A 22,855-nucleotide genomic window follows, 5' to 3' on the forward strand; every position below is an offset into this window, starting at 1 on the left:
TGCGTCAGTATTGGACCGGCGTCGGTTCCAGACTGCGCCACAGATACCAGGTTGCCACGGTACGCCAGGGTTGCCACGCCAACGAGACTTCGCGAGCCTCGAAGCGCGAGACAGGCTCGCCGCTGAAATAGTGTAGCGAGATTGCCTTGAGCAACCCAGGATCATCCAGCGGCAGAACATCGGGCCGCTGCAGATTGAAAATCAAAAACATCTCCGCCGTCCAGCGTCCGATGCCGCGGATGGCGGTCAATTCCGAAATGACGGCCTCGTCGTCCATGGCCGCCCATTTTTCGGGGTGCACCCGGCGTTCGCCGAAATGCACCGCCAGATCCAGCACGTATTCGGCCTTGCGCTGCGACAGGCCGGCCGCGCGCAGGCCTTCCAGGCCGACGCGCAGCACCGCCACCGGCGTGGGACGCTTGCCGGCGGCTTCCAGGAACTTGTCCCAGACGGCGTCGGCCGCCTTGGCCGAGACCTGCTGGCCGATGATGGCGCGGGCCAGCGTCACGAACGGCGTACCGCGCGACGTCAGCCAGACCTCGGGGTGCTGGGGAATGATCTTTTTCAGAATGCGGTCGCGCCGCATCAGGTGGGCGACGGCGGCTTCCCAATAATCCGGCTTGGGAATCTCGGTATCTACGGGGGACATGGCGGGCGTATCCAGGGGGTTCACGCCCGACGCCACTGCGTCAGGCCGCCCGGCTTGTCATCGAGCTCGATACCGGCTTCGCGCAGCTCGGCGCGGATGCGATCGGCCTGGGCGAAGTCGCGCGCGGCCTTGGCGGCGGCGCGGGCGTCGATCCGGGCCTGGATCGCGGCGGCGTCCAGTTCGGGGCGCGCGCCCTGCCCCATGCCGGCAGCCGAATAACGCGTGGCCGACTGGAAGTAGGTCGCCGGATCCTGCTGGAGCAGGCCCAGCAGGCCGCCCAGGGCCTTGAGCTGGCCGGCGCTGCGGGCGCTCTTGCCGCGATTGGCCTCGGAGGCCAGTTCGAACAGGGCCGCCACGGCGCCCGAGCTGTTGAAATCGTCGTCCATGGCGGCCTTGAAGGCCTGCGCCTGCGGCTCGTTCCAGTCGATGCCCTGGTCGTCGGCCGGCACGTTCTGCAGCGCCTGGTACAGGCGGTCGAGCGCGTTCTGGGCGTCGACCAGGTTGTCGGGCGTGTAGTTCTGCGGGCTGCGGTAGTGGTTGCGCACGATGAAGAAGCGCACCATCTCCGCCTCGCGCACGTTGACGCGGTAATGGGCCGCGTCGGCGGCCGGTTCGCCCTGGGCGATGGTCTGGCGGATGGTGCGGAAGTTGCCGAGCGACTTGGACATCTTGTCCGAATCGACCATCAGCGGGCCGCAATGCATCCAGATGTTGGCCAGCACGCCGCCGAAGGCGCCCTCGGTCTGGGCGATCTCGTTCTCGTGGTGCGGGAATTTCAGGTCGGGGCCGCCGCCATGGATGTCCAGCGGCAGGCCGAGCAGCGACTTGCTCATGGCCGAGCACTCGATGTGCCAGCCCGGACGGCCCAGCCCATAGGGCGATTCCCACTTGGTGTCGGCCGGTTCTTCTTCCTTGGCCGACTTCCACAGCACGAAGTCGAGCGGGTCGCGCTTGGCCGAGCCCACCGCCACGCGCTCGCCAGCGCGCAGGTCGTCCAGGGTCTTGCCGGACAGCTTGCCGTAGCCTTCGAAACCGCGCACGGCGTAGTTCACGTCGCCGTCGTCGGCCTGGTAGGCCAGGCCCTTCTGCTCGAGCTTGCCGATGATGTCCAGCATCTCGCCCACGTACTCGGTGGCGCGCGGCTCGCGGTCGGGCGTTTCGACGCCCAGCGCGCGTTCGTCGGCGTGCATGGCGTCGATGTAGAACTCGGTGACTTCGCCGATGCGGCGGCCGGTCTCGACCGCGCGGCGGATGATCTTGTCGTCGATGTCGGTGATATTGCGCACGTAGTCGACCGCCAGGCCGCTGGCGCGCAGCCAGCGCTGCACCACGTCGAAGGACACCAGCATGCGGGCGTGTCCCAGGTGGCAGAAGTCGTACACGGTCATGCCACACACGTACATGCGCACCTGGCCGGCCTGGGCCGGTTTGAACGGTTCTTTGGTACGCGATAACGTGTTGTAGATTTGCAGCATGGCGCTTGTGATGGTCCTGTTCTTTCCGTGGCGGCCGCGGAAACGTTGCGCCCGAAGGACGATACCTTCGAGGCTTGCCGTCCGACCGGGTGGTTCGGGCTATGCCCGGGTTCGCGTCATCCAGTTTGCGTGGATCCAGGAACCCCTCCCCGGCGTCCAAATTTCACCAGCAGGCTAGCCCTCGGGGCTTCCAACATGGGCTTCCCTGAGGCTTCCCTCAGGCGGCCCAAATGGACTGCCCAAATGGGCGTCCCAAATGGGCTTCCCAAATGGGCTTCCCAAACGGGCTTCCCAAACAGGCCTCCCCCACGGGCACCCGATGGTTTTACCCACTGGCTTCACCTATTGTCGAGCCAAAAACTCAACCAAGGCTAAAATGGCGGTCGTCAAGTATAGCAAGCGGCCCGGCCGCGCGCGTCAGCGCCGGCCGGCCACGACTTTTAACGGATGCCCACGTGACTATCAAGCCGCGTTTTTGCGTCACCCTGCTCGCCCTGGCACTGGCCGGTTCGCCGCTGGCCGGCGCCCATGCCCAGTCCATGGCCGGCGGTTCGGGCGAGAACCCGAATGCCAATCGCACCACCCTGGACCCGATTCCGCCCGAGGGCGGCTGGGACGGCCTGTCCAACGTGCTCAAGTCGATGCAGCCCAGCGTGGACACCCGCCTGCAACCGTCCGCCTCGCAGATCACCACGCACATCGAACGCCTGCTGAACCGCGGCGAGAACGCCGAAGCCCTGGCGATGATCGAAAAGCGCGAGGCCGAGATCAAGGACCAGCGCGGCACCGACGTGCAGCTGATGTTCCAGCATGCGCGCGCCCTGGCCCAGCTCGACCGCAAGGCCGAGGCCATCGACATCTACACCGAGATGACGACCCGCTTCCCCGAGCTGCCGGAACCTTGGAACAACCTGGCGGCTCTATATGCCAGCCGGGGCGAACTTGAAAAAGCGCAGGACGCCCTGCAAATGGCCCTGCGCGCGGACCCGGGCTACGCCGCCGCGCGCGCCAACCTGGGCGACCTGCAACTGCTGCAGGCCCTGCGCACCTACAAGCAGGCCGCCAAGGAAGGCGTGCCCGGCATGCAGGACAAGGCCCGCGAAGTCGAAACCATGCTGAAGGATAAGCAACGCAAATGATGTCCCGCTACTCCCCTCTTCACCTGCTGCGCCTGACGGCGTGCTCGTTCGCGCTGGCGTTTGCCCCGGCGCTCGTCAGCGCCGCGCCCGCGGCCGCCCCCTCCAACTCCACCTCTGAAGGCACAAAAGCCATGAGCACCAATCCCCGCGTCAAGCTTCACACCAACCAAGGCGACATGGTCATCACCCTGGACGCCGCCAAGGCGCCCAAGACCGTCGAGAACTTCCTGACCTACGTCAAGGAAGGCTTCTACAACGGCACGGTGTTTCATCGCGTGATCGACGGCTTCATGATCCAGGGCGGCGGTTTCGAGCCCGGCATGAAGCAGAAGCAGACCCATGCCCCGATCGAGAACGAGGCCAACAACGGCCTGAAGAACGACAAGTACACCCTGGCCATGGCCCGCACCAGCGACCCGCACTCGGCCACCGCCCAGTTCTTCATCAACGTCGCCAACAACGACTTCCTGAACTTCACCGCGCCCACGCCGAACGGCTGGGGCTACGCCGTGTTCGGCAGCGTCACCGAAGGCACCGACGTGGTCGACAAGATCAAGGGCGTGAAGACCGGCAACAAGGGCTTCCACCAGAACGTGCCGAACGAAGACGTGATCATCGAGAAGGCCGAAGTTCTTGAATAAGATCGCCCTGTCCGGCCCGATCTGGCTGGCCTCCGACCTGCACCTGGGACCGGCCACGCCGGCCACGGCGGAGGCCTTCCTGGCCTTCCTGCAGGCGGCCGAGGAAGAAGCCGCCGCCCTGCTGCTGCCGGGCGACATCTTCGACGCCTGGATCGGCGACGACGTGATCCGCGCCGCGCCGCCGTGGCTCGCCACGGCGCTGACCGCGCTGCGGACCACCGCCAGCCGCATTCCGCTGTGGCTGGGCCGCGGCAACCGCGACTTTCTCATCGGCGAGGAACTGGCCGGCGCCGTCGGCGCCCGGCTGCTGCCCGAGCCGGCGCTGTTGCAGACCGACCATGGCGATGTGCTGCTGACCCACGGCGACGAGTTCTGTACCGACGACGCGGCCTACCAGCAGTTCCGCCAGATGGTGCGCAACCCGCAATGGCAGGCCGCGTTCCTGGCCAAGACCATCCCCGAGCGGCTGGCGATGGCGCAGCAGGCGCGTGGCGAAAGCCAGATGGCCAACCAGAGCAAGTCCATGGAGATCATGGATGTCAATGCCGGCGCCGTCGAGCAGGCCTTCCGCGACAGCGGCGTGGCCCTGATGGTGCACGGCCACACGCACCGCCCCGCCCGCCACGTGCTGGAGGTCGACGGCGTGAAGCGCGAGCGCTGGGTACTGCCCGACTGGGACTGTGACCACGCCTCGCCGCCGCGCGGCGGCTGGCTGGTCATCGACCGTGACGGGCTGCAGTTCTACGACCTGGAAACCGCCGCCTAGGCGATACGCCCATCCTGTCCGAGCAAAGCAAAGGGCCGCGTCACCTACGCGGCCCTTTCTGTTTGCCCCCCGGCTTGCGGGGCGCGGGCGTCAGCGCGTGAAGATCCAGGCCGCCACGATCGCGCCGAACACGATCCGGTACCAGGCGAACACGCGATAGGTGTGGTTGGCCACGAAGCGCAACACCGCGCGCACCACCACCATGGCGCTGAGGAATGCCGCGATGAAGCCCACGGCGATACCGGACAGGTCGTGCTGGGTCAGCAGGTCCATGTTCTTGTACATGTCGTACACGGCCGCGCCCAGCATGGTCGGCATGGCCAGGAAGAACGAGAACTCGGTGGCCGTCTTGCGCTGGATGCCAGCGATCATGCCGCCGATGATGGTGGCGCCGGAGCGCGAGGTGCCGGGGATCATGGCCAGGCATTGCGCCACGCCCACACCCAGCGCCTGCTTCCAGGTGATCTGTTCCAGGGTGCGGGCGGTGGCGCGCTCGTCCGAGGCGGTGTCGTCGGCCGCGCCCGGCACATCGCCGGGGGTATGGCGGGTGCGGCGTTCCACGTACAGCATGATCAGGCCGCCCAGCACCAGCGTCACCACCACCACGCTGGGGTGGTAGAACACCTGCTTGATGGACTTGATGAAGATGGCGCCGATGACCGCCGCCGGCAGGAAGGCGATCAGCAGGTTGCGGGTGAAGGCCACTTCGCTCGGCACGCCGGTGAGGGTGCCGCGGATCAGCTGCAGCAGCCGCGCGCGGAAAATCCACATCACCGCCAGGATCGAGCCCAGCTGGATCACCACCTCGAACACCTTGCCCTGACTGGATTCGAAGTTGAGCCAGTCGCCGATCAGGATCAGGTGGCCGGTGCTGGACACCGGGATGAACTCGGTCAGCCCCTCGACGATGCCGAGGATGAAGGCCTTGATGAGATAGAGCGTGGTATCAGTCACGATGGCAAGGGTTCCTTGAAGGCATCTAGTCGTTGGTCAGCGTGGCGTCTTCGTCCAGCGGCTCGGGCACGCGCTTCTCGACGCGCACCAGGGCAATGCGGCGGCCGTCCATTTCCAGCACCTCGAAGCGGAAATGGTCGTGGTGGAATTCGTATTCGCAGACGTCGCCCGGCTTGGGCAGGTGGCCGAAGCGCGACAGCAGGTAGCCGGCCAGGGTGGAGAAGTCCTGCGCGTCGTCGACCAGGCCTTCGGTTTCCAGCACCTGCTCGACGTGGTGCAGGTCGGCCGCGCCGTCGATCTTCCAGGTGTTGGGACCGTCGGCGACGATGTCGGGCAGTTCGTCCTCGTCCGGGAATTCGCCGGCGATGGCCTCGAACACGTCGATCGGCGTCACCAGGCCCTCGATGGCGCCGAACTCGTCCGCCACCAGCACCAGCTGGCCGCGCGAGCGCTTGAGGGTGTCCATCAGGCGCAGGATGCCGATGGACTCGTGCACGATGATCGGGTCGCGCAGGCGGTTGCGGCGCACCCGGCCCTCGGTGATCAGGTCGGCCACCAGGTCCTTGGCGCGGGCGATGCCCAGCACCTCGTCGAGCGAGCCGCGGCAGACCGGGAAGAAGCTGTGCGGCGCCTCGGTGATCTGGCGCCGGATGGTCTCGGGATCGTCGTCGATGTTGATCCACGACACGTCGGTGCGCGGCGTCATGATCGAGCGGATCGAGCGTTCGGCCAGCGTCAGCACGCCGCTGACCATGTTGCGCTCCTCGACGCCGAAGGCCGGGATGGCAGGGCCGTCGGCGCTGGGCAGGTCGGGCTCGTCGGCCGGCGGGCGCTTGCCCAGCATGCGCAGCACCGCCGAGGCGGTGCGTTCGCGCATGGGCCGGCGCGCGTCCAGCTTGAGCAGGTTGCGGCGCGCCACCTGGTTCAGGGCCTCGATCGCCACCGAGAAGCCGATGGCGGCGTACAGGTAGCCCTTGGGCACCTTGAAGCCGAAGGCCTCGGCCAGCAGCGAGAAGCCGATCATGAGCAGGAAGCCCAGGCACAGCACCACCACCGTCGGATGGGCGTTGACAAAGCGCGTCAGCGGCTTGGAGGCCAGCAGCATGATGCCGATGGCGATGACCACGGCGATCATCATGATGGCCAGGTGGTCCACCATGCCGACCGCGGTGATGACCGAGTCCAGCGAGAACACCGCGTCCAGCACCACGATCTGCGTCACGATGACCCAGAAGCTGGCGTACACGCGCGGCCCCGAGGAGCCGCCATGCTGCCCCCCCTCGAGCCGCTCGTGCAACTCCATGGTGCCCTTGAACAGCAGGAAGAAACCGCCAGCCATCAGGATCAGGTCGCGCCCCGAGGGCGACAGCGGTCCGATCGAAAACAGGGGGGTGGTCAGGGTGACCAGCCACGACATGACCGACAGCAGGCCAAGCCGCATGACAAGCGCCAGGCTCAGGCCAAGGATGCGCGCGCGGTCGCGTTGCGACGGCGGCAGCTTGTCCGCCAGAATGGCGATGAAAATCAGGTTATCGATTCCCAGGACGATCTCAAGGACGACCAGGGTAAGCAAGCCGACCCACGCAGCGGGGTCCAGCAGCCACTCCATCAGGAGCTCCAGAAGTTACACGACCGGTAATCGTACCCGGAAAACGCGTGACACGCCGGTGACACGGGTCGTGCGGATGGCTTACGGAACTGTCCGGAGGCTTGCCGCGCGCGGGTCCGCGCAAGTGACACGCGCAAAAAAAGCCGGCCACGGGGGCCGGCTTCGGGAGCGCGTCGGGATCGCGCCAGGGCGTCAGGCCGCCGGCGTCGGGTTCAGCGCCGACAGCATCTGCGTGAAGATCTTCGGGCTGGCGGCCAGCACGTTGCCGGAGTCCATCCAGCCTTGCTCGCCGTCGAAGTCGGCGACCAGGCCGCCGGCTTCCAGCACCATCAGGCTGCCGGCCGCCAGGTCCCAGGGCTTCAGCCCCACGCCGCAGAAGCCGTCCAGGCGACCGCAGGCGACATAGGCCAGGTCCAGCACGGTGGCGCCCAGGCGGCGCACGCCGGTGCTGCCTTCGGCCATGGCGCGGAAACGCTGCGAGCCTTGTTCAAGGTCGCCCGAGTTGGGCCAGTGCGCGCCCAGCAGGGCCTCGTGGTAGCGGGTGCGGCCCGAGACGCGCACGCGGCGGTCGTTCAGGAAGGTGCCGCTGCCACGGCTGGCGGTGAACAGTTCGTTGCGCGAGGGATCATAGATGACCGCCTGCGTGACCTGGCCGCGCTGGGTCAGCGCGATCGACACGGCGTAGTTGGGCAGGCCGTGGATGAAGTTGGTGGTGCCGTCCAGCGGATCGATGATCCACTGGAATTCGGCCTGGTCGGGGCCCTGCAAGCCGAATTCCTCGCCCAGGACGGCATGGTCCGGATAGGCGGCGCGCAGCGTCTCGACGATGGACTCCTCGGCGGCGCGATCGACTTCCGTGACATAATCGCGCGGCCCCTTGCGAGCCACGCTGAGTCGTTCCAAATCCATGCTGGCACGGTTGATGATGGTGCCGGCACGCCGGGCCGCCTTGATGGCGATGTTGAGCATCGGGTGCATAAAATTCCGTACGTATGCGGTGGGTAGGCCGCTAGCCACCCCCCCGGATCCGCCGCCCCCGACAGGGGGAAACCGGCTCAAAAAACCAGGAAGGCACTAAGCCAAACGTGCCATTTTAAATGACTCAAGCATTTTCACGCGTTCGCTTCATCATGGTGAACCCCAGCCACCCCGGAAACGTCGGTTCGGCGGCCCGCGCGATCAAGACCATGGGCTTCTCCGAACTGGTGCTGGTGGGCCCCAAATTCGCCGATGTCACCAGCCAGCCGGAGGCCGTGGCCCTGGCCAGCGGCGCCCTGGACGTGCTGGAAAACGCGCGCATCTACGATACCCTGGAAGAGGCGCTGGCGCCCGTGACCCTGGCGTTCGCCCTGACCGCGCGGGTGCGCGACCTCGGCCCCCCGCCCTGCGACATCCGCCAGGCCGCCGACCTGGCCTGCGCCCATCTGGCCGAAACCGCCGAGGGCTGCACCGCCATCGTGCTGGGCACCGAGCGCGCCGGTCTCACCAATGACCAGATCGGACTGTGCCACCGCATCTGCCACATTCCGGCCAACCCCGAGTACAGCTCGCTGAACGTCGCCCAGGCGCTGCAACTGGCGGCCTGGGAGCTGCGCTACGCGCTGCTGGTGGACCAGGGCGCCCCGTTGCTGCCGGCCTCGACCGCGCAGGCGCCCTCGCGCGGCGCCGAGCCGGCCTCGGGCGAGGCGGTGCAGGCCTTCCTGGCGCACTGGGAAGAAGCGCTGGTGGGCGTGCGGTTCCTGGACCCGGCCCATCCCAAGAAGCTGCTGCCGCGCATGCGGCACCTGTTTTCCAGGGTCGCCCTGACCCGCGACGAGGTCGACATGATGCGCGGGGTCTGCACCGCCATGCTGGCCACGGCCCGCCGCGACGGCGACGCAAAAAAATAGGGACGGGCATCGGCCCGTCCCCTGTCATCGGCCGCCGGCGGTTGGCCCGCCGGGGCACGAAGCGCGCGATCAGTCGACCTTGGCGCCCGACGCCTTCACCACCGGCGCCCAGCCTTCCACTTCCGACTTGATGAACTGGCCGAACTCGGCCGGCGTGGTCTTGACGCCCACGGCGCCCAGCTTTTCGAAGCTGGTCTGCACTTCGGGCTTGTCCAGCGCCTTGACCATGGCGGCGTTGAGCTTGTTGACCACCTCGGGCGGCGTGCCGGCCGGGGCGATCAGGCCGAACCACGACGACACGTCGAAGTTGGCGAAGCCCGCTTCCTTCATGGTGGGCAGGTCCGGCGCGCTCTTGGAGCGCTCGGCCGTGGTCACCGCCAGCGCGCGCAGCTTGCCCGACTGGGCGTGCGGCCAGGCCGACGGCATGTTGTCGAACATGAACTGCACCTGGCCGCCGATCAGGTCGGTGATGGCCGGGGCGCTGCCCTTGTAGGGCACGTGCAGCACGTCGATGCCGGCCTGCATCTTGAACAGCTCGCCGGCCATGTGGATCGAGGTGCCGCTGCCGGACGAGGCAAACGCCAGCTTGCCCGGGTTTTTCTTGGCGTAGTCGACCAGTTCCTGCACCGTCTTGACCGGCACCTGCGGGTTGACCACCAGGATGTTCGGCACCTTGGCGCCCAGCGCCACGGGAGTGAAGTCCTTCGTCAGGTCGAACGTGACATTCTTGTACAGCGTCTGGTTGATGGCGCTGGTGACCGCCACGAACAGCAGCGTGTAGCCGTCCGGCGCGGCGCGCTGCACCTGGTCGGTGGCGATGTTGCTGCCGGCGCCCGGCTTGTTCTCGACCACGAACGACTGGCCCAGGGCCTCGGTCAGCTCCTTGGCCATGATGCGGGCGATCACATCGGTGGTGCCGCCGGCGGAAAAGCCGACCACGATGCGGACAGGTTTATCGGGATAGGCGGCCTGGGCGGAACCCATGGCGAAAGCGCTTGCGGCGGTAGCCAGTAGCGTGGCGGCAAGACGCCGCAGTCCAGGCTTTTGACCGGTCATCATATAGTCTCCGTGCTGATACTGTCCATTACATGGACGATTTGAATTATTGGATGCTGCATTCTGAGCTATACACGAGCGGAGCATCAAGGTAGAGTCCACGCTACGGACTATGGTTTTCCCTTGACCATTCCGCAATAACCCCCAAGATTTCAGAGAGTTGCATGCAAGACAGCGATGCCGCGGCCGCAGGCCCCCGCACATTGCGGCGCGGATTGGCCGTTCTGGCCGCCCTGCGAGACCAGGGGCCCGACGGGCTCAGCGTGACCGATATCGCCCGCCTGACGGGCATCCAGCGTCCCACCATCTATCGCCTGCTGGCGGCCCTGCTCGACGCGGGCCTGGTGCTGCCGGTGACGGGCACCAAGAAATACCGCGCCCAGCTGGCGGTGGACCCCGACACCCGCTCGCGCGATCCGCGCGTGCGCCAGCTGCTGCCGGTGCTGCGGCGCCTGGCCGACCGCACCGGCGACGCCGTGTTCCTGGTGGTGCGCGACGAGGACGATTCCATCAGCCTGCATCGCGAGATCGGCAGCTACCCGGTGCAGATCCTGGCCACCTACGCCGGCAAGCGCCAGCCGCTGGGCGTGGGTTCGGGCGGCATGGCATTGCTGGCGGCGCTGCCCGACGACGTGGCGCGCGGCATCGTCGAACGCAACTCCAGCCGGCTCGACGAATACGGCGGCATGACGCCGCAGGAAATGTTCCGCCTGATCGAGAACACCCGCGCGCGCGGCTATTCGGTGGTGGGCAACCACGCCGTGCGCGGCGCGCTGGGCGTGGGCTGCGCCCTGCTCGACAACCATGGCGCGCCGCTGCTCGCGGTCAGCGTGACGGCCATCATCGACCGCATGCCCGCCCAGCGCCAGCGCGAGATCGCCGGCTGGATCAAGGCCGAACTGGCGCGGCTCGCGGTGCAGGCCTGAGCCCGCCACGCGGCCCTCGCCGCGCCATGCGAAAAGGGCGTCCCGCCATTGGCCGGGACGCCCTTTTTTATTGCCGGCCGTACCCTCAGGCCGCGGCGCCAGCCTTGGGCTCGCTGGCCTTGGGATTCTGGATCTCGCGCAGCGGGATCGGCGCCTGGAAGCCCGCGGCCTCCAGCGACAGGCGGATGTCCTGGTACAGGCCCCAGCGCAGGTCCCAGTACTTGGCCGCCTCGGCCCATACGCGCACGTTCACGACCACGCCGCTTTCCTTGTAGTCGACCACCTTCACCAGCGGCTGCGGCTCCTTCAGCGCGTTGGGATTGGCCGCGACGATGTCCTGCAGCTTGGCCAGCACCGCGTTCAGGTCGTCGCCATAGCGCACCGGCACGGGAATATCCAGGCGGCGCGTCTTGTTGCGGCTGTAGTTGGTGATGGTGGCGTTCCAGACCGTGCTGTTGGGCAGCGTCAGGTGGATGCCGTCGACCTGGACCAGCCGCGTCAGGAACAGGCCGACCTCTTCGACCGTGCCTTCCGCGCCCGTGCTCAGGCCGACGTATTCGCCGGCGCGTACCGGACGCAGGATCAGCAGCATGATGCCGGCCGCGATGTTCTGCAGCGTGCCCTGCAGCGCCAGGCCGACGGCCAGGCCGGCGGCGCCGAGCACGGCGATCAGGCTGGCGGTCTGCACCCCGAAGCGTGCCAGCACCGCGATCAGCGTGAAGATGCGCACCGTCCAGACCACGGTGCTGTAGAACATCGGCACGATGGTCGGATCGATCTTGCTGGAACGGGTGGCGATGCGCCGCACCCAGCGGCCCAGCAAGGCCGAGACCCACCAGCCGATGACCAGGATCAGCAAGGCCACGAGCAGATTGATGCCCAGGTCCACCAGCCTGGGGGCCCAGGCATTGAATTCCTTCAACGCGTCTTCCATCGTTGTCGCTCCCTCATGCAAAAAAGACAGCCGAAAACTTTATCAGATGCGCCTTGCGGAAAGGGCCGTCGCGCCCTGCCGGTGTGTCAAGCTTTGTAAGGCGCCAGGCTCGCCGCGGCTGGCCATCGCATGCGGCGCCTCGCCCGGGCGGGCGCGGCGGTGGCCGCCTCAAGCGGCCGCGACCTTGCGGAAATGGTTGTCCCAGGAACGCTCGCGCGACGGCGCCAGCACCGGCCGCTCGCCGCCCGCCGCATCGGTGCGCACCATGGCGCCCAGGCCGCTGCTGACCAGAAAGCCCGCGTTCGCTGCCGGCGCCACGCCGCAGCCATCGGCCAGGCGGGTCTCGCCCAGGCAGCGGCCGCTGGTGGCATCCCAGTACAACACCCGCCCGCCCACCGGGCTGGACGTGGCGATCACGGCGCCAGCCGCGTCCGCCGCCACCGAGCCGATGTAGTTGCGCATCGCGCGCAACGTGTCCGCCGGCCCGCTGAACAGCACCGGCTGCGCGCCGCGCCGGTGGCGCCCCACCAGCGCCGGACGGTCGCCGGCCGGTCCCATGTATTGGCAGCCGAACCAAACGCTGCCATCGCCCGCCAGCGCGAGATGGCGGATCGACAGGCGATGCAGCTCGGGCGCCAGTTCGACCCGCTCCAGCAGCGCGCCGCTGGCGGCGTCCAGGTACGCCAGCGACGGCCGCATGGTGTCCAGGTTCAGTTCGAGCTTGCCGTAGTCCGGATGGGTCAGAATGCCGCCGTTGGCCACGCACAGCGTCTTGCCGTCGGGCATCAACAGCACTTCGTGCGGCCCGATGCCGCCGCTGTCGTACTCGCCGATGCGGCGGTAGCCGCCGCCCGGCGTGGCATCGTAGATGCCGAGCACGCCACGGCCGCCGTCGAAATCGTTCTCGGTCGCGGCCAACAGCCGGCCGCCGTCGAAATAGGCGCCGTGGCCGAAGAAATGGCGGTCTTCCGGCAAGGGCAGTTCGAGCGGCGGGCGGGCGCCGCGCAGGTCGAACGCCAGCGCGAAGAAGCCCGGCTGGCGGCCGAACACCACGGCGCGTTCGGCGGGCGCGTCGATCGCGAAACTGTGGCCGCGCGCGGGCATCGGCACCACGTGCCGGTCCTGCCCGGCGCCATCGAGCACCACCGTCTCGTCGCGGCCGCCGCGCTGCCGCGCCGCCAGATAGCGCGCCTGCGCATCGTCGCCGGGAGCGGCCAGCGCTGGCCGCGGCCAACCGAGAGCCGCGCCCAGCGCGCCGCCCGCGCCCCAGGCCAGGAAATCGCGCCGCGCGGGGCGCGCCGGCCCATTGCCGGCCGGCGCATCGCCCGCAATGCCGGTCAGCATGCGGTCGCGCTCAGTCGCCATCGAGCGCATTGAAGCCGATGGTCACGCCCAGCGCCGGCGCCAGGTCCTGGTCAACGATGGCCTTGGCGTTCTTCAGTGTCAACGCCGCCAGGCCCAGCAGGCGGCGCCCTTCGGCATCGCCCAGCGCCCGCTCCAGCGGCGCCGGCGCCTCGCGCAGCGCGCGCGCCGCGTTGCCCACTTCGGCCAGCACCGCGCCCGCCATCCAGTCCTCGCCCTTGGGCAAGGCATAGCCGCCCGCCTGATAGAACGCCGCCAGGCCCTCCAGGCCGGCGGCCAGCGTGCGCGTCGACAGCCCGCTGCGCCAGAACGCGGCGCGCCGGGGCCGGGCGCCGTCGGCCGAATCGCCCAGCACCGGCAGCAGCTTCACGTCGCGCGCGAACTGCAGCCCGGTGGACAGCGCCTTCATGGCTTCGGCCGCCACCTCCTGCGGATCGCGGTACAGATCATTGCCCGCCCGCGGCTGCGCGAACTGGCGGCCAAAGTCGGCCTTGGCATCCCAGGCCTGCGCCACGTCGCGCGAGATCGCGGCGACGTTGCCCGACACGGCCCGGGCGTAGCCGCAAGCGTAGGCAAAGGTGGGCGTGCCTTGCTGCGCCAGCAACGCCGGCTCTCCATACAGCACGAATTCCAATGCCGGCAGCCCCTGCACCGCGACGCTGCGGCCGGCCAGCGCGCCCGGCTTGAGCAGGTCGGCATCCTGCGCCGCGATCACGGCCTGCACCTGGCGCGGCATCACGCCGCGCGTGTCGGGCCAGAACGCCAGGCGCTCGTAGCGGTTGGCCTGAACCAACGGCCCGAAGCGCAGCGGTTCGAGCCGCGCCCACGCCAGCGCCAGGTCGGCAAATGCCGCTTGCACCCGCTTGGCGCCAGCCGCATCCGGCTTGCCGCACCACTGGCCGAGCGCGTCGTCCAGATCGGTCGCGGCGGCGACCATGCCGGCGGCGGCCGGCCGCGCGTAGCCGTGCGCCAGGCGCTCGCCCAGGTCGGCGGGCAATTCGGCGCCGGCGGCCAGCGGCCAGGCCAGCGCCAGCGCGGCGGCCAGGGCCGGCGCGCGCCAGCGTGCAACGAGGATAGCCATCACAGCGACTCCAGGAAACGGATCAGGTCGGCGCGTTCTTCGGGCGTCATCGCCACCACGCGGTCGCGCGCCGGCTGGCCCGCGCCGCCATGCCACAGCACCGCCTCCAGCAGCGTGCGGGCGCGGCCGTCGTGCAGCCAGGTGGCGGTGGGATTGACGGTCCTGGTCAGGCCGATGCCCCACAGCGGCGGGGTGCGCCATTCGCGGCCGTTGGCGGAACCATCGGACACGCCGTCGGCCAGGTCATCGCCCATGTCGTGCACCAGCATGTCGGTGTACGGCCAGATCAGCTGGAAGCGATGCTCGGCCTGCTTCGCGTTGCGGCTGGTGACGTACTTGGGCACGTGGCAGGCCACGCAGTTGGCCTCGTAGAACAGTTTCTTGCCGGCCAGCACGCGGGCGTCGTCGGCATCGCGCCGCTGCGGCACCGCCAGGTTGGTCGAGTAGGTGGTGACGAAGTCCATCAGCTTGGCTGGCACTTCCTCCGGCCCGAAGCGCGGCTGCGCGCCGTGCGGCATCTGCAGGCACTGGGGCTGCGCCGGCGTACAGTCGCCGTAGTGGTTGGGGAACAGCGGCGTCGACAGCCCCATGTCGTTGGAGAACGCGGCGGCGCTCTGTTGCTCCACGGTGGGCTGGCCGGCCTTCAGGTTGAAGCGGCCCAGCGCGCGCTGGCCGGTGCGCGCGTCGGTGACCCAGTTGGCCTTGCCGACGATGCCATCGCGCTTGTCGGCGCCGATGTTGGCGAGGATGTCGGCCTCGTGGATCGATTCCAGCAGGCCCAGGCCGATCATCGGCGGCGCCAGCCGCGGCGAGATCTGCGTGTCCTTGCGCATCGGGCCGTAGCCCAGGTTGTCGATGCGGTAGGCCGGCTTCATCAGCGTGGCGGTCTCGCCGCCATTGAGCTTGATGGTGACCGGGGTGTATTCGATTTCCATGCGGCCTTCGGCCGGCAGGCCGGCCACCGCGAAGTTCTGCAACTGCACGCCATAGACGGGCTCGGGCAGCAGCGCGATCTCGCCCGGCGCCAGGCGCGGATGGCCGCGGTCCGGGCCTTCGGGCACCGCCAGGCGCAGCAGCAATGCCACGGCGTCGGGACGCTCCAGCGGATCGAAGCCCGGCACCGAGCCGCGCCCGTCCTTGGTATGACAGGCCTGGCAGGACCGCGCGTTGAACAGCGGACCGAGGCCGTCGGAGGCCTGCGTGGAGGCCGGCGCGGAGACCCAGTCCTTGCGGAACAGGCCGTTCCCGACCTGGAATTCCTGGCGCCGCTCGAAGCTCATGTTGGCCGACGGCTGCGAAAAAATGTCGGCGTTAATGAGCTTGTTGGTGGTGGTGGCGCCCGCCTGCATGGTCTCGAAGGTTTCGGCCTTGGAGAAATCACGGGTCGGCGCGGTGATGGCGAGCACCCGCTTGAGGTCCTCGGCGCTCAGGTCGTCGCGCCCGGCGGGCGCGGTGGGAGCAGTGGGCGCGGTGGGAGCAGTGGGCGCGGTGGGAGCGGCGGCGACGCCGGCATGGGCCGACGCCGCCAGTACGGCGGCGAATACGAGCTTCACTTGAATACGGCGTCGGGTTTGTCCAGGCTGTCGGAACCTTCGATGGCGACCTTGCCCAGGTCCAGCAGCGCGATCACGCGCTCCAGGCTGCGGGTCTGGTCGACCAGGCGGTCGATGGCGGCCTGCACCACCGCGTTGCCTTCCTTGTTGCCGTCCGCGATCATCTGGTCGTAGGTCTCGACCGTCTCGGCGCGGGTCTTCATGGCCTGCATCGCGGCCACGGTGGCGTCCAGCTTGGCGCGCACTTCGGCGTCCAGCTTGGGATCGCGCGCCTTGACCAGTTCCGACAGGCTGGCGCCCGCCACCTGCTTGCCGTCGACGCGGGTGTACGTGCCCAGGTAGACGTTGCGGATGCCGATCTGGTTGTAGAAGTGCGAGTTGTGGGTGTTGTCCGAGAAGCAGTCATGCTCTTCCTCGGGATCGTGCAGCATCAGGCCGAGCTTCATGCGCTCGCCGGCCAGTTCGCCGTACGACAGGCTGCCCACGCCGGTCAGCATCGCCACCAGGCCGGCCTTGGGATCTTCTTCCACGGCCTTGCGCGCGGCGCCGTCCTTCTTCCAGTTGCCGACCATCTCTTCCAGGTCGGTCACCAGCAGGTCGGTCACGGCCTTCAGGTAGGCGATGCGGCGTTCGCAGTTGCCGCCGGTGCACTGCTTGACGTCGTAGTCGGTGTGCGGACGGTTGCCCGCGTGGCGTTCCTGCGGCGTGCCCTTGCGGTCGGCCGGCGCCGGGCCGGTGCCGTTCAGGTCCTGGCCCCACAGCAGGAATTCGATGGCGTGGTAGCCGGTGGCCACGTTGGCCTCGTTGCCATCGGCCTCGTGCAGCACCTCGGACAGCAGCTTGGGCGTGATCTCGCTGACATCGACGGTCTTGCCGCCCACCGAGATCCTGGAATTGGCGATGACGTTGACCGCGTAGTAGGCGTTCTCGTCGTTCTCGGTGCCATAGGAGGCGTCGACGTAGTCGATCAGGCCTTCATCCAGCGGCCAGGCATTCACGCGCCCTTCCCAGTCATCGACGATCGGGTTGCCGAAGCGGAACGCCTCGGTCTGCTGGTACGGCACGCGCGCGTCCAGCCAGGCCTGGCGGGCGGCCTTGAGCGTGTCCGCGCTGGGCCTGGCGACCAGGGCGTTGATGGCTTCGCGCAGCGTCTTGGCGGAGGTCAGCGCGTCTTCATAGCCGGCCAGCGCCAGGTCCGAATAATTCGTCACCACGGCCTTGGGCTGCGTGGCGGCGTGAACCGCCCCCCCGAATGCCGCGACGGCCAGCGCCGCCCCCAACAACAACTTGCGCATCACTTTCTCCCGTAACTTGGACGAAATCCGCCCCGCGGCGGCTCCGTCCACACTTGAATTTTGTGGATGCGAGTGTAAACAATTTTCGTTTGTTATTCAGAATAAAGTCAGCTACCTGACGTTTTTCCGAATAAAAAGGCATGAAAACGCGCCCCGCCCCGCCGCTTCCCGGCCTCGCGGCCGCAGCGGCCATCAGACAGCCGCGCGCGGAACGGACGCAAAAAAGCCCGGGCAAGCCCGGGCGCAGGCGGGGGAAGCCGGCCTGGCCGGCCCCGCGTTCAGCGTTGCAGCGGCGCCTTGGCGGTCTCCCTGGCGGCCAGCACCGAGATGGCGGTCACGACCAGCGCGGCGGCCACGTACAGCGACACCGCCACGGTCGAACTCCACGACTTGAACAGGCTGGCGATGATCAGCGGCGCGAAGCCCCCGCCGACGATGCCGGCCAGCGTGTAGGCCAGCGACGACCCGGCGTAGCGCACCCGCCCCGGGAACTGCTCGGTGATGAAGGCGGCCTGCGGGCCGTACATCATCGCGTGGATCAGCAGGCCCACCACCACGGCGGCGCAGATCGCGATGGGATGCGCGGTGTCCATCAGCGTGAAGAACACGAAGGCCCAGATCATGCCCAGCAGCGCGCCGGCCACGTACACCGGACGGCGCCCGATCTTGTCCGACAGATGACCGCACAGCGGCACGGCGATGGCGTTGAGCGCCGCGCCCAGCATGGTCGCGCCCAGCGCCAGCGGCCGCGACAGGTGCAGCACGGTGGTCACGTAGGTCAGCGTGAACACCACCACCAGCGCGTACAGCACGTCCGAACCGATGCGCGAGCCGCCGGCCACCAGCAGCTGGCGCCAGTGCTGCACCAGCACTTCCTTGATCGGGGTGCTGGCGGTTTCGCGCTTCTGTTCCATTTCCAGGAACACCGGCGTTTCCTCGACGCCGCGGCGCAGCCACAGGCCGAACAGCACCAGCGCCACGCTCGACATGAACGGCACGCGCCAGCCCCAGGCCTGGAATTCCTCGGGCGTGAGCCACAGCGAGATCAGCGCGATGAAGCCGGTGCCGATCAGCGTGCCGCACGACGGCCCGACCTGCGTGAAGGACGCATTGCGGCCGCGCTGGTCGGGCTTGCCGTGTTCCATCGACAGCAGCACCGCGCCGGCCCATTCGCCGCCCAGCGCCACGCCCTGGATGAAGCGCAGCGCCACCAATGCCACCGGCGCCCACACGCCCCAGCTGGCATAGGTGGGCAGCATGCCCATCAGGCCGGTCGACACGCCCATGATCACCAGCGTGGCAACCAGCACGAACTTGCGCCCCAGGCGGTCGCCCAGGTGGCCGAAGACGAAGCCGCCCAGCGGCCGCGAGACGTAGCCCACGGCATAGGTCGAGAACGCCAGGATGGTGCCCGTCAGCGGGTCGAACGACGGGAAGAAGATGGCGTTGAACACCAGCGCCGCCATCAGGTTGTAGATCGTGAAGTCGTACCACTCCAGCGTGGTGCCGACGGAGCTGGCCATGGCCAGCTTCTTCATCTTGTCCGGCGACGCGCCGCCGTGGGCGGCCGCCGGCGCGCGCAAGGTGTTTTCAGCCATTGTGATTCCCCATGTTCGTGATGTGTGTGGACGGCGCCGCCGCGTCAACGCAGGTCGGCGGCCGCCAGCTTCCAGCCCAGTTCGAGTTGCCAGGCATCGCTGGCGCGGATGCCGAAGGCGCCGGCGGCCTGTTCGGCCAGGGCCTGCGCGGCGCCGGCCGAGCTGGCCTCGATCACGAACAGCGGATCCAGGCGGCGGTTCTCGCTGGATTCTCGCGGCAAGGGGCCGCTCAAGGCCGCGTCCGGCGCCAACAAATAGGACTGAACGAAACCATCGACCTGCGCCAGCGCCGCGCCGGTGTCAGCGGCCCGCGCCGCCAGCGCCCCGGCATCGCCGCCGAACACCAGCGGCAGCACGGCAATGTGGCTGCCGCTGCCGAAGCCGGTCACGGCCTGCACCGCGCAGACGCGCCGCATCGGGTCGCGCATGCGGTCCAGGTTGGCCACCGACCACGGCGTCTGGCGCTCGAAGGCGGCGCGGTAATCGGCGGTGGTGAACGCGCCCAGCGATTCCGTGCGGTACAGCCCCAGGTACTTGCGGCCGCCGGACCGCGAGAAATAGCGCGCGCCCGACAGGAAGCCGGGGATGCGCACCCGCTCTTCGACGTGCTCGCGGTCGTACCAGCGGTTGAAGTCGGTTTCGAAGGCGGGATCGACGTCGCAGGCGACGAACAGCATGCCGTGGGGCGCGGACGGAGTGGAGGCTTGGCTCATGAAAGAAAAAATCCCTTCGATAACGGAAGGGACTCATCTTCGGCCGGCGGGGCCAACTCCGACAAACGAGTAATTTTTCGCGCCGGCAACAGAATTACTGAAAGCCGACCTAGGGATAACGCTATTGCGCGGATGCGAATTTGGGCGGCGCGACCGATGCGGTGTACTGATCCGAGGCGCGGCAGGCCAGCTCGGCCACCAGCCGGATCGCATCCGAACCGGCGCCCTCCAGGTAGCTCACCACCAGCAACTGCGGCGGCACCGGCACGTCGCAGCGGATCATCTGCACCTCGCCGCGCGCCACGTATTCGTAGATCGGCGGCAGCGGCACCAGGGCGCGGCCAAAGCCGCTGCGCACCAGCCGCGCCAGCGCCGAGATCGAGCTGACGCAATGCACCTTGCCCAAGGGCAGGCCGGCTTCGCGGAACAGCCCTTTCAGGGCCTCATGCGGCTGCGAGCCGGGGCTCATGGTCAGCACCGGCTCGCTCAGCAATTGCTGCACCGTCAGCGTCTCTTCGTCGCCGGCCGGCCCGACCCAACCCATCTCCATCGGCAGGCAAGGCGTGCTGATGACGCCGGTATCGGTCAGCAGGTCGGTCTGGAAGGCAATGTCCAGCGTGCCTTCGCGCAGGCCGCGGTGCAGCGCGCGGGTGGTCTCCGAGGTCAGCTGCACCTCGATGCCCGGATAGGTGGAACGCAGGTTGGTCAAAAAGCCGATCAGCCAGGTGTGCACCACCGTCTCGATGGCGCCGATGCGCACCAGGCCGAACACCTCGTCGCCGGTGCGGCCCAGCGACAGGATCTGCTGGCGCAGTTGCATCAGCCGCTCGCCATAGTCCAGCAGGCGCGTGCCCACCGCCGTCAGCCGCAGCTCCTTGGCGTCGCGCTCGAACAGGCGCGCGCCGATGTCCTCCTCGAGCGAGGCGATGCGGTTGGCCACCGCGGCCTGCGTGATGTGCAGGCGGTCGCTGGCCGCGCGAAAACTGCCCAGCCGGGCGGACCACAGGAAAGCTTCGACAAAACGGGTATTCATATCCACGCCACGGCGCGCCCGATGACGCGCCCTTCCGATAACGGCGGGGCGGCAGCCCCGGCCTGTGCACATCCTAACGCCTGGCGACCCGGCCGCGCCACGACGCAACGCACGCTCCCTGGCGGTGCCGCATGCACCAGCTTGGTTCACGCGAGGCGCCAGGATCGCCCCATCATGGCGAAAAACCGGGTCCGCGAAGGTTGGCACGGGTCTTGCTTGAAGGACTGGTATGCAAGCTTGTCTACAAGCGCCCATTCTTTTCCCGACCAGGAGTCCCGCATGACCGACCGCCCCGCGCCCTTCGCTTTCAACGCCACCCGCCGCCGGCTGATGCAGGGCGCCGCGCTGGGCGCCGCCGCGCTGGCCGCGCCCGCCCTGGTGCGCGCGCAATCGGGCCCGGTCATCCGCATCGGCTACTGGCCGGTCGCGGCCGGCCTGCCGTTCTATGCCGCCATCGAAAAGGGCTACTTCAAGGAAGCCGGCCTGAACGTCGAGGCGCTCAAGTTCGCCGGCGCGCAGCAGGTCATGGAAGCCATGCTGGCGGGCCGCGCCGACGGCAGCGCCAACGGCACCGGCTCGGCCAACCTGGCCATCGGCGAGATCGCCTCGCCCGGCCTGTTCAAGATATTCGCCTCCAATCCCAGCAACGCCAAGAACGTGCTGGACGAGTTCATCGTCGCGAAAGACAGTCCCATCCAATCCATCGCAGACCTCAAGGGGAAAAAGGTCGGTTCTGGACCCGGCATCCAGAATGCCACGCTGGCCAAAGCAGTGCTGGAGCGCGCCGGCGCAACCGGGGCGACCGTGGTCGAGCTGGCGATCAGCCAGCACGTCGCCGCGGTCGCCGCCGGCCAGTTGGACGCGTGCTACACGCTTGAGCCCACCGGCACGGTCGGGCGCCTGAACGGCACCACCCGCGTGCTCGAGGCGGGCGTGATCGCCAAATACGTGCTGGGCGATCCGATGGCGCCGTGGTTCGGCGGCTCGGCCTCGCTGACCACCGCGTTCCTGAAGAAGCATCCCGAGGAGAGCAAGAAATTCATCGCCGCCTACGCCCGCGGCATCGAGCTGATCCGCACCAAGCCCGACGAGGCGCGCCCCTTCATGAAGGGCTACACCGCCATCGAAGGCCCCATGACCGAAGCCGTGCCGCTGGCCGCGTACACGCTCTACAACGAGTTCACCCCCAGCGACATTCAGTACTTCCAGAAATTCTTCGACCTGTTCGCCGACAAGGGCATCTTCGCGCAGAAGGTGGACGTGGCCTCGATGCTGTACAAGGGCTGAGCCATGGACGCGATCAACGCCAACCGCGCCAGCGCGGCCCCGGCCGGCAGCGCCAGCCACGCGGCCGTCGCGTCGGCGGCCGCCCTGCCTGCCGCCGGGTCGCCGGGCAAAACCGCCCCCGCCTCGCGCCCGCCGCGCACCTGGACCGCCGCGCGCCTGCTGCCGCTGATCGGCCCGCTGGCGCTGTACGTGGTGTGGGACCTGGTGGTGCGCCTGCAGCTGGTCAGCCCGGTGCTGCTGCCCACGCCCGGCGCCACGCTGGTGGCCCTGGCCAAGGGCATGGCCGGCGGCCCGCTGCTGGGCGACTTCCTGGCCTCGGTCAGCCGCACGCTGCAGGCCTTCGTCATCGCCGGCGTGATCGGCGTGCCGCTGGGCGTGCTGCTGGGCAGCAATGAAAAAGCCTACCGCAGCGTCGAATTCCTGGTGGACTTCTTCCGCTCGACGCCGTCGTCGGCGCTGATCCCGCTGTTCCTGATGATCTTCGGCGTGACCGACATGAACAAGATCGCCATCGCCGCCTTCGCCGCGGTGCTGGTGATCCTGTTCAACAGCGCCTACGGCGTCATCAATGCGCGCAAGCAGCGCGTGATGGCGGCGCGGGTGATGGGCGCCTCGCGCTGGCAGATCTTCAAGGACGTGCTGATCTGGGAAAGCCTGCAGCCCACCTTCGTCGGCCTGCGCAGCGGCGTGTCGATGGCGCTGGTCATCGTGATCGTGGCCGAGATGTTCATCGGCTCGGACAGCGGACTCGGCAACCGCATCATCAACGCCCAGCAGGTGCTGAACGTGCGCGACATGTACGCCTCGATCCTGGCCGCCGGCGCGCTCGGCTACGTCCTCAACATCCTCTTCCTGGTGCTGGAAAAGCGCGTGGTCCACTGGAGTGGCCGATAAT

The 22,855-nt window shown here is 68.3% G+C and carries 21 protein-coding genes; 7 read left to right on the forward strand and 14 right to left on the reverse strand.

The window, feature by feature from the left end; all coding sequences use genetic code 11:
- Nucleotides 1–4 precede the first annotated feature (4 nt).
- Nucleotides 5–649: a DNA-3-methyladenine glycosylase gene (locus ABFG95_RS05650; RefSeq protein WP_006386554.1), complete on the reverse strand. Its 645-nt coding sequence runs from the start codon at nt 647–649 to the stop codon at nt 5–7.
- Between the two features lie 20 nt (nt 650–669).
- Entirely contained in the window at nt 670–2,124 is a 1,455-nt protein-coding gene (gene cysS / locus ABFG95_RS05655) for a cysteine--tRNA ligase (RefSeq protein WP_059271932.1), read from the reverse strand.
- A 455-nt stretch (nt 2,125–2,579) separates the two neighbouring features.
- On the opposite strand from cysS, the gene ABFG95_RS05660 reads away from it, so the two are divergent.
- The 3 genes from ABFG95_RS05660 to ABFG95_RS05670 all read left to right on the forward strand — a co-directional run bounded on the left by ABFG95_RS05660 (nt 2,580) and on the right by ABFG95_RS05670 (nt 4,670).
- A complete protein-coding gene (locus ABFG95_RS05660) occupies nt 2,580–3,263 on the forward strand; it encodes a tetratricopeptide repeat protein (protein ID WP_049072919.1) in 684 nt (227 codons plus the stop codon).
- A gap of 131 nt (nt 3,264–3,394) precedes the next feature.
- Nucleotides 3,395–3,904 (forward strand): peptidylprolyl isomerase, encoded by a 510-nt coding sequence (locus ABFG95_RS05665; RefSeq protein WP_049072918.1) that lies wholly within the window; start codon nt 3,395–3,397, stop codon nt 3,902–3,904.
- Nucleotides 3,897–4,670 carry a UDP-2,3-diacylglucosamine diphosphatase gene (locus tag ABFG95_RS05670; protein ID WP_059271935.1) on the forward strand — a complete coding sequence of 258 codons (774 nt, stop codon included), beginning with the start codon at nt 3,897–3,899 and terminating at the stop codon, nt 4,668–4,670. Before ABFG95_RS05665 ends, ABFG95_RS05670 begins: the two co-directional genes overlap by 8 nt.
- A gap of 90 nt (nt 4,671–4,760) precedes the next feature.
- Here ABFG95_RS05670 and ABFG95_RS05675 read toward each other — a convergent pair whose 3' ends face one another.
- The 3 genes from ABFG95_RS05675 to ABFG95_RS05685 form a co-directional block, all read right to left on the reverse strand.
- A complete protein-coding gene (locus ABFG95_RS05675) occupies nt 4,761–5,624 on the reverse strand; it encodes an undecaprenyl-diphosphate phosphatase (protein WP_049072916.1) in 864 nt (287 codons plus the stop codon).
- Nucleotides 5,625–5,649: 25 nt separating this feature from the next.
- The gene (locus ABFG95_RS05680; protein WP_059271936.1) at nt 5,650–7,233 is read right to left on the reverse strand and encodes a TerC family protein; all 1,584 of its coding nucleotides are present in this window, start codon (nt 7,231–7,233) and stop codon (nt 5,650–5,652) included.
- Nucleotides 7,234–7,425: 192 nt separating this feature from the next.
- On the reverse strand, nt 7,426–8,211 hold the full coding sequence (locus ABFG95_RS05685; RefSeq protein ID WP_049072914.1) for an inositol monophosphatase family protein: 786 nt from the start codon (nt 8,209–8,211) through the stop codon (nt 7,426–7,428).
- A 119-nt stretch (nt 8,212–8,330) separates the two neighbouring features.
- On the opposite strand from ABFG95_RS05685, the gene ABFG95_RS05690 reads away from it, so the two are divergent.
- Nucleotides 8,331–9,122, forward strand: coding sequence for an RNA methyltransferase (locus ABFG95_RS05690; protein WP_116791917.1), 792 nt, complete (start codon nt 8,331–8,333; stop codon nt 9,120–9,122).
- Nucleotides 9,123–9,191: 69 nt separating this feature from the next.
- On the opposite strand, the gene ABFG95_RS05695 is transcribed toward ABFG95_RS05690, so the two are convergent.
- Complete coding sequence (locus tag ABFG95_RS05695; protein WP_054417222.1) at nt 9,192–10,181, reverse strand: tripartite tricarboxylate transporter substrate binding protein; 990 nt, start codon at nt 10,179–10,181, stop codon at nt 9,192–9,194.
- 161 nt (nt 10,182–10,342) lie between these two features.
- Here ABFG95_RS05695 and ABFG95_RS05700 point away from each other — a divergent pair, with 161 nt between their 5' ends.
- Complete coding sequence (locus ABFG95_RS05700) at nt 10,343–11,104, forward strand: IclR family transcriptional regulator C-terminal domain-containing protein (RefSeq protein ID WP_006386534.1); 762 nt, start codon at nt 10,343–10,345, stop codon at nt 11,102–11,104.
- 85 nt (nt 11,105–11,189) lie between these two features.
- On the opposite strand, the gene ABFG95_RS05705 is transcribed toward ABFG95_RS05700, so the two are convergent.
- The 8 genes from ABFG95_RS05705 to ABFG95_RS05740 all read right to left on the reverse strand — a co-directional run bounded on the left by ABFG95_RS05705 (nt 11,190) and on the right by ABFG95_RS05740 (nt 20,673).
- The gene (locus tag ABFG95_RS05705; RefSeq protein WP_049072910.1) at nt 11,190–12,038 is read right to left on the reverse strand and encodes a mechanosensitive ion channel domain-containing protein; all 849 of its coding nucleotides are present in this window, start codon (nt 12,036–12,038) and stop codon (nt 11,190–11,192) included.
- 168 nt (nt 12,039–12,206) lie between these two features.
- On the reverse strand, nt 12,207–13,382 hold the full coding sequence (locus tag ABFG95_RS05710; RefSeq protein WP_348995558.1) for a DUF1513 domain-containing protein: 1,176 nt from the start codon (nt 13,380–13,382) through the stop codon (nt 12,207–12,209).
- A gap of 10 nt (nt 13,383–13,392) precedes the next feature.
- Complete coding sequence (locus ABFG95_RS05715) at nt 13,393–14,481, reverse strand: imelysin family protein (protein ID WP_278992745.1); 1,089 nt, start codon at nt 14,479–14,481, stop codon at nt 13,393–13,395.
- The gene (locus ABFG95_RS05720; protein WP_278992746.1) at nt 14,481–16,034 is read right to left on the reverse strand and encodes a di-heme oxidoredictase family protein; all 1,554 of its coding nucleotides are present in this window, start codon (nt 16,032–16,034) and stop codon (nt 14,481–14,483) included. The genes ABFG95_RS05715 and ABFG95_RS05720 overlap by 1 nt, the downstream gene beginning before the upstream one ends.
- A complete protein-coding gene (locus ABFG95_RS05725) occupies nt 16,031–17,329 on the reverse strand; it encodes an imelysin family protein (RefSeq protein ID WP_175146122.1) in 1,299 nt (432 codons plus the stop codon). The genes ABFG95_RS05720 and ABFG95_RS05725 overlap by 4 nt, the downstream gene beginning before the upstream one ends.
- Before the next feature lie 278 nt (nt 17,330–17,607).
- Complete coding sequence (locus tag ABFG95_RS05730) at nt 17,608–18,927, reverse strand: MFS transporter (RefSeq protein ID WP_278992748.1); 1,320 nt, start codon at nt 18,925–18,927, stop codon at nt 17,608–17,610.
- A gap of 44 nt (nt 18,928–18,971) precedes the next feature.
- On the reverse strand, nt 18,972–19,640 hold the full coding sequence (locus ABFG95_RS05735) for a DUF4286 family protein (protein WP_278992749.1): 669 nt from the start codon (nt 19,638–19,640) through the stop codon (nt 18,972–18,974).
- A gap of 121 nt (nt 19,641–19,761) precedes the next feature.
- Nucleotides 19,762–20,673, reverse strand: a complete 912-nt coding sequence (locus ABFG95_RS05740; RefSeq protein ID WP_059271950.1) for a LysR family transcriptional regulator — start codon at nt 20,671–20,673, stop codon at nt 19,762–19,764.
- Between the two features lie 279 nt (nt 20,674–20,952).
- Between ABFG95_RS05740 and ABFG95_RS05745 the strand changes: the two genes are divergently transcribed.
- Complete coding sequence (locus tag ABFG95_RS05745) at nt 20,953–21,960, forward strand: ABC transporter substrate-binding protein (RefSeq protein WP_049072904.1); 1,008 nt, start codon at nt 20,953–20,955, stop codon at nt 21,958–21,960.
- Nucleotides 21,961–21,963: 3 nt separating this feature from the next.
- On the forward strand, nt 21,964–22,854 hold the full coding sequence (locus tag ABFG95_RS05750; RefSeq protein ID WP_227740159.1) for an ABC transporter permease: 891 nt from the start codon (nt 21,964–21,966) through the stop codon (nt 22,852–22,854).
- Nucleotide 22,855 lies beyond the last annotated feature (1 nt).

Origin of the sequence: Achromobacter sp. HNDS-1, assembly GCF_040084795.1 — a bacterium.
Lineage (GTDB): Bacteria > Pseudomonadota > Gammaproteobacteria > Burkholderiales > Burkholderiaceae_B > Achromobacter > Achromobacter ruhlandii.

Bases quoted from the DNA above. Each gene is read 5' to 3' on its own strand.
- ABFG95_RS05650 (WP_006386554.1), bottom strand. From the start codon at position 649: ATGTCCCCCGTAGATACCGAGATTCCCAAGCCGGATTATTGGGAAGCC.
- cysS (WP_059271932.1), bottom strand. From the start codon at position 2,124: ATGCTGCAAATCTACAACACGTTATCGCGTACCAAAGAACCGTTCAAA.
- ABFG95_RS05665 (WP_049072918.1), top strand. From the start codon at position 3,395: ATGAGCACCAATCCCCGCGTCAAGCTTCACACCAACCAAGGCGACATG.
- ABFG95_RS05680 (WP_059271936.1), bottom strand. From the start codon at position 7,233: ATGGAGTGGCTGCTGGACCCCGCTGCGTGGGTCGGCTTGCTTACCCTG.
- ABFG95_RS05685 (WP_049072914.1), bottom strand. From the start codon at position 8,211: ATGCACCCGATGCTCAACATCGCCATCAAGGCGGCCCGGCGTGCCGGC.
- ABFG95_RS05690 (WP_116791917.1), top strand. From the start codon at position 8,331: ATGACTCAAGCATTTTCACGCGTTCGCTTCATCATGGTGAACCCCAGC.
- ABFG95_RS05695 (WP_054417222.1), bottom strand. From the start codon at position 10,181: ATGATGACCGGTCAAAAGCCTGGACTGCGGCGTCTTGCCGCCACGCTA.
- ABFG95_RS05700 (WP_006386534.1), top strand. From the start codon at position 10,343: ATGCAAGACAGCGATGCCGCGGCCGCAGGCCCCCGCACATTGCGGCGC.
- ABFG95_RS05705 (WP_049072910.1), bottom strand. From the start codon at position 12,038: ATGGAAGACGCGTTGAAGGAATTCAATGCCTGGGCCCCCAGGCTGGTG.
- ABFG95_RS05710 (WP_348995558.1), bottom strand. From the start codon at position 13,382: ATGCTGACCGGCATTGCGGGCGATGCGCCGGCCGGCAATGGGCCGGCG.
- ABFG95_RS05715 (WP_278992745.1), bottom strand. From the start codon at position 14,481: ATGGCTATCCTCGTTGCACGCTGGCGCGCGCCGGCCCTGGCCGCCGCG.
- ABFG95_RS05725 (WP_175146122.1), bottom strand. From the start codon at position 17,329: ATGCGCAAGTTGTTGTTGGGGGCGGCGCTGGCCGTCGCGGCATTCGGG.
- ABFG95_RS05730 (WP_278992748.1), bottom strand. From the start codon at position 18,927: ATGGCTGAAAACACCTTGCGCGCGCCGGCGGCCGCCCACGGCGGCGCG.
- ABFG95_RS05735 (WP_278992749.1), bottom strand. From the start codon at position 19,640: ATGAGCCAAGCCTCCACTCCGTCCGCGCCCCACGGCATGCTGTTCGTC.
- ABFG95_RS05740 (WP_059271950.1), bottom strand. From the start codon at position 20,673: ATGAATACCCGTTTTGTCGAAGCTTTCCTGTGGTCCGCCCGGCTGGGC.
- ABFG95_RS05745 (WP_049072904.1), top strand. From the start codon at position 20,953: ATGACCGACCGCCCCGCGCCCTTCGCTTTCAACGCCACCCGCCGCCGG.
- ABFG95_RS05750 (WP_227740159.1), top strand. From the start codon at position 21,964: ATGGACGCGATCAACGCCAACCGCGCCAGCGCGGCCCCGGCCGGCAGC.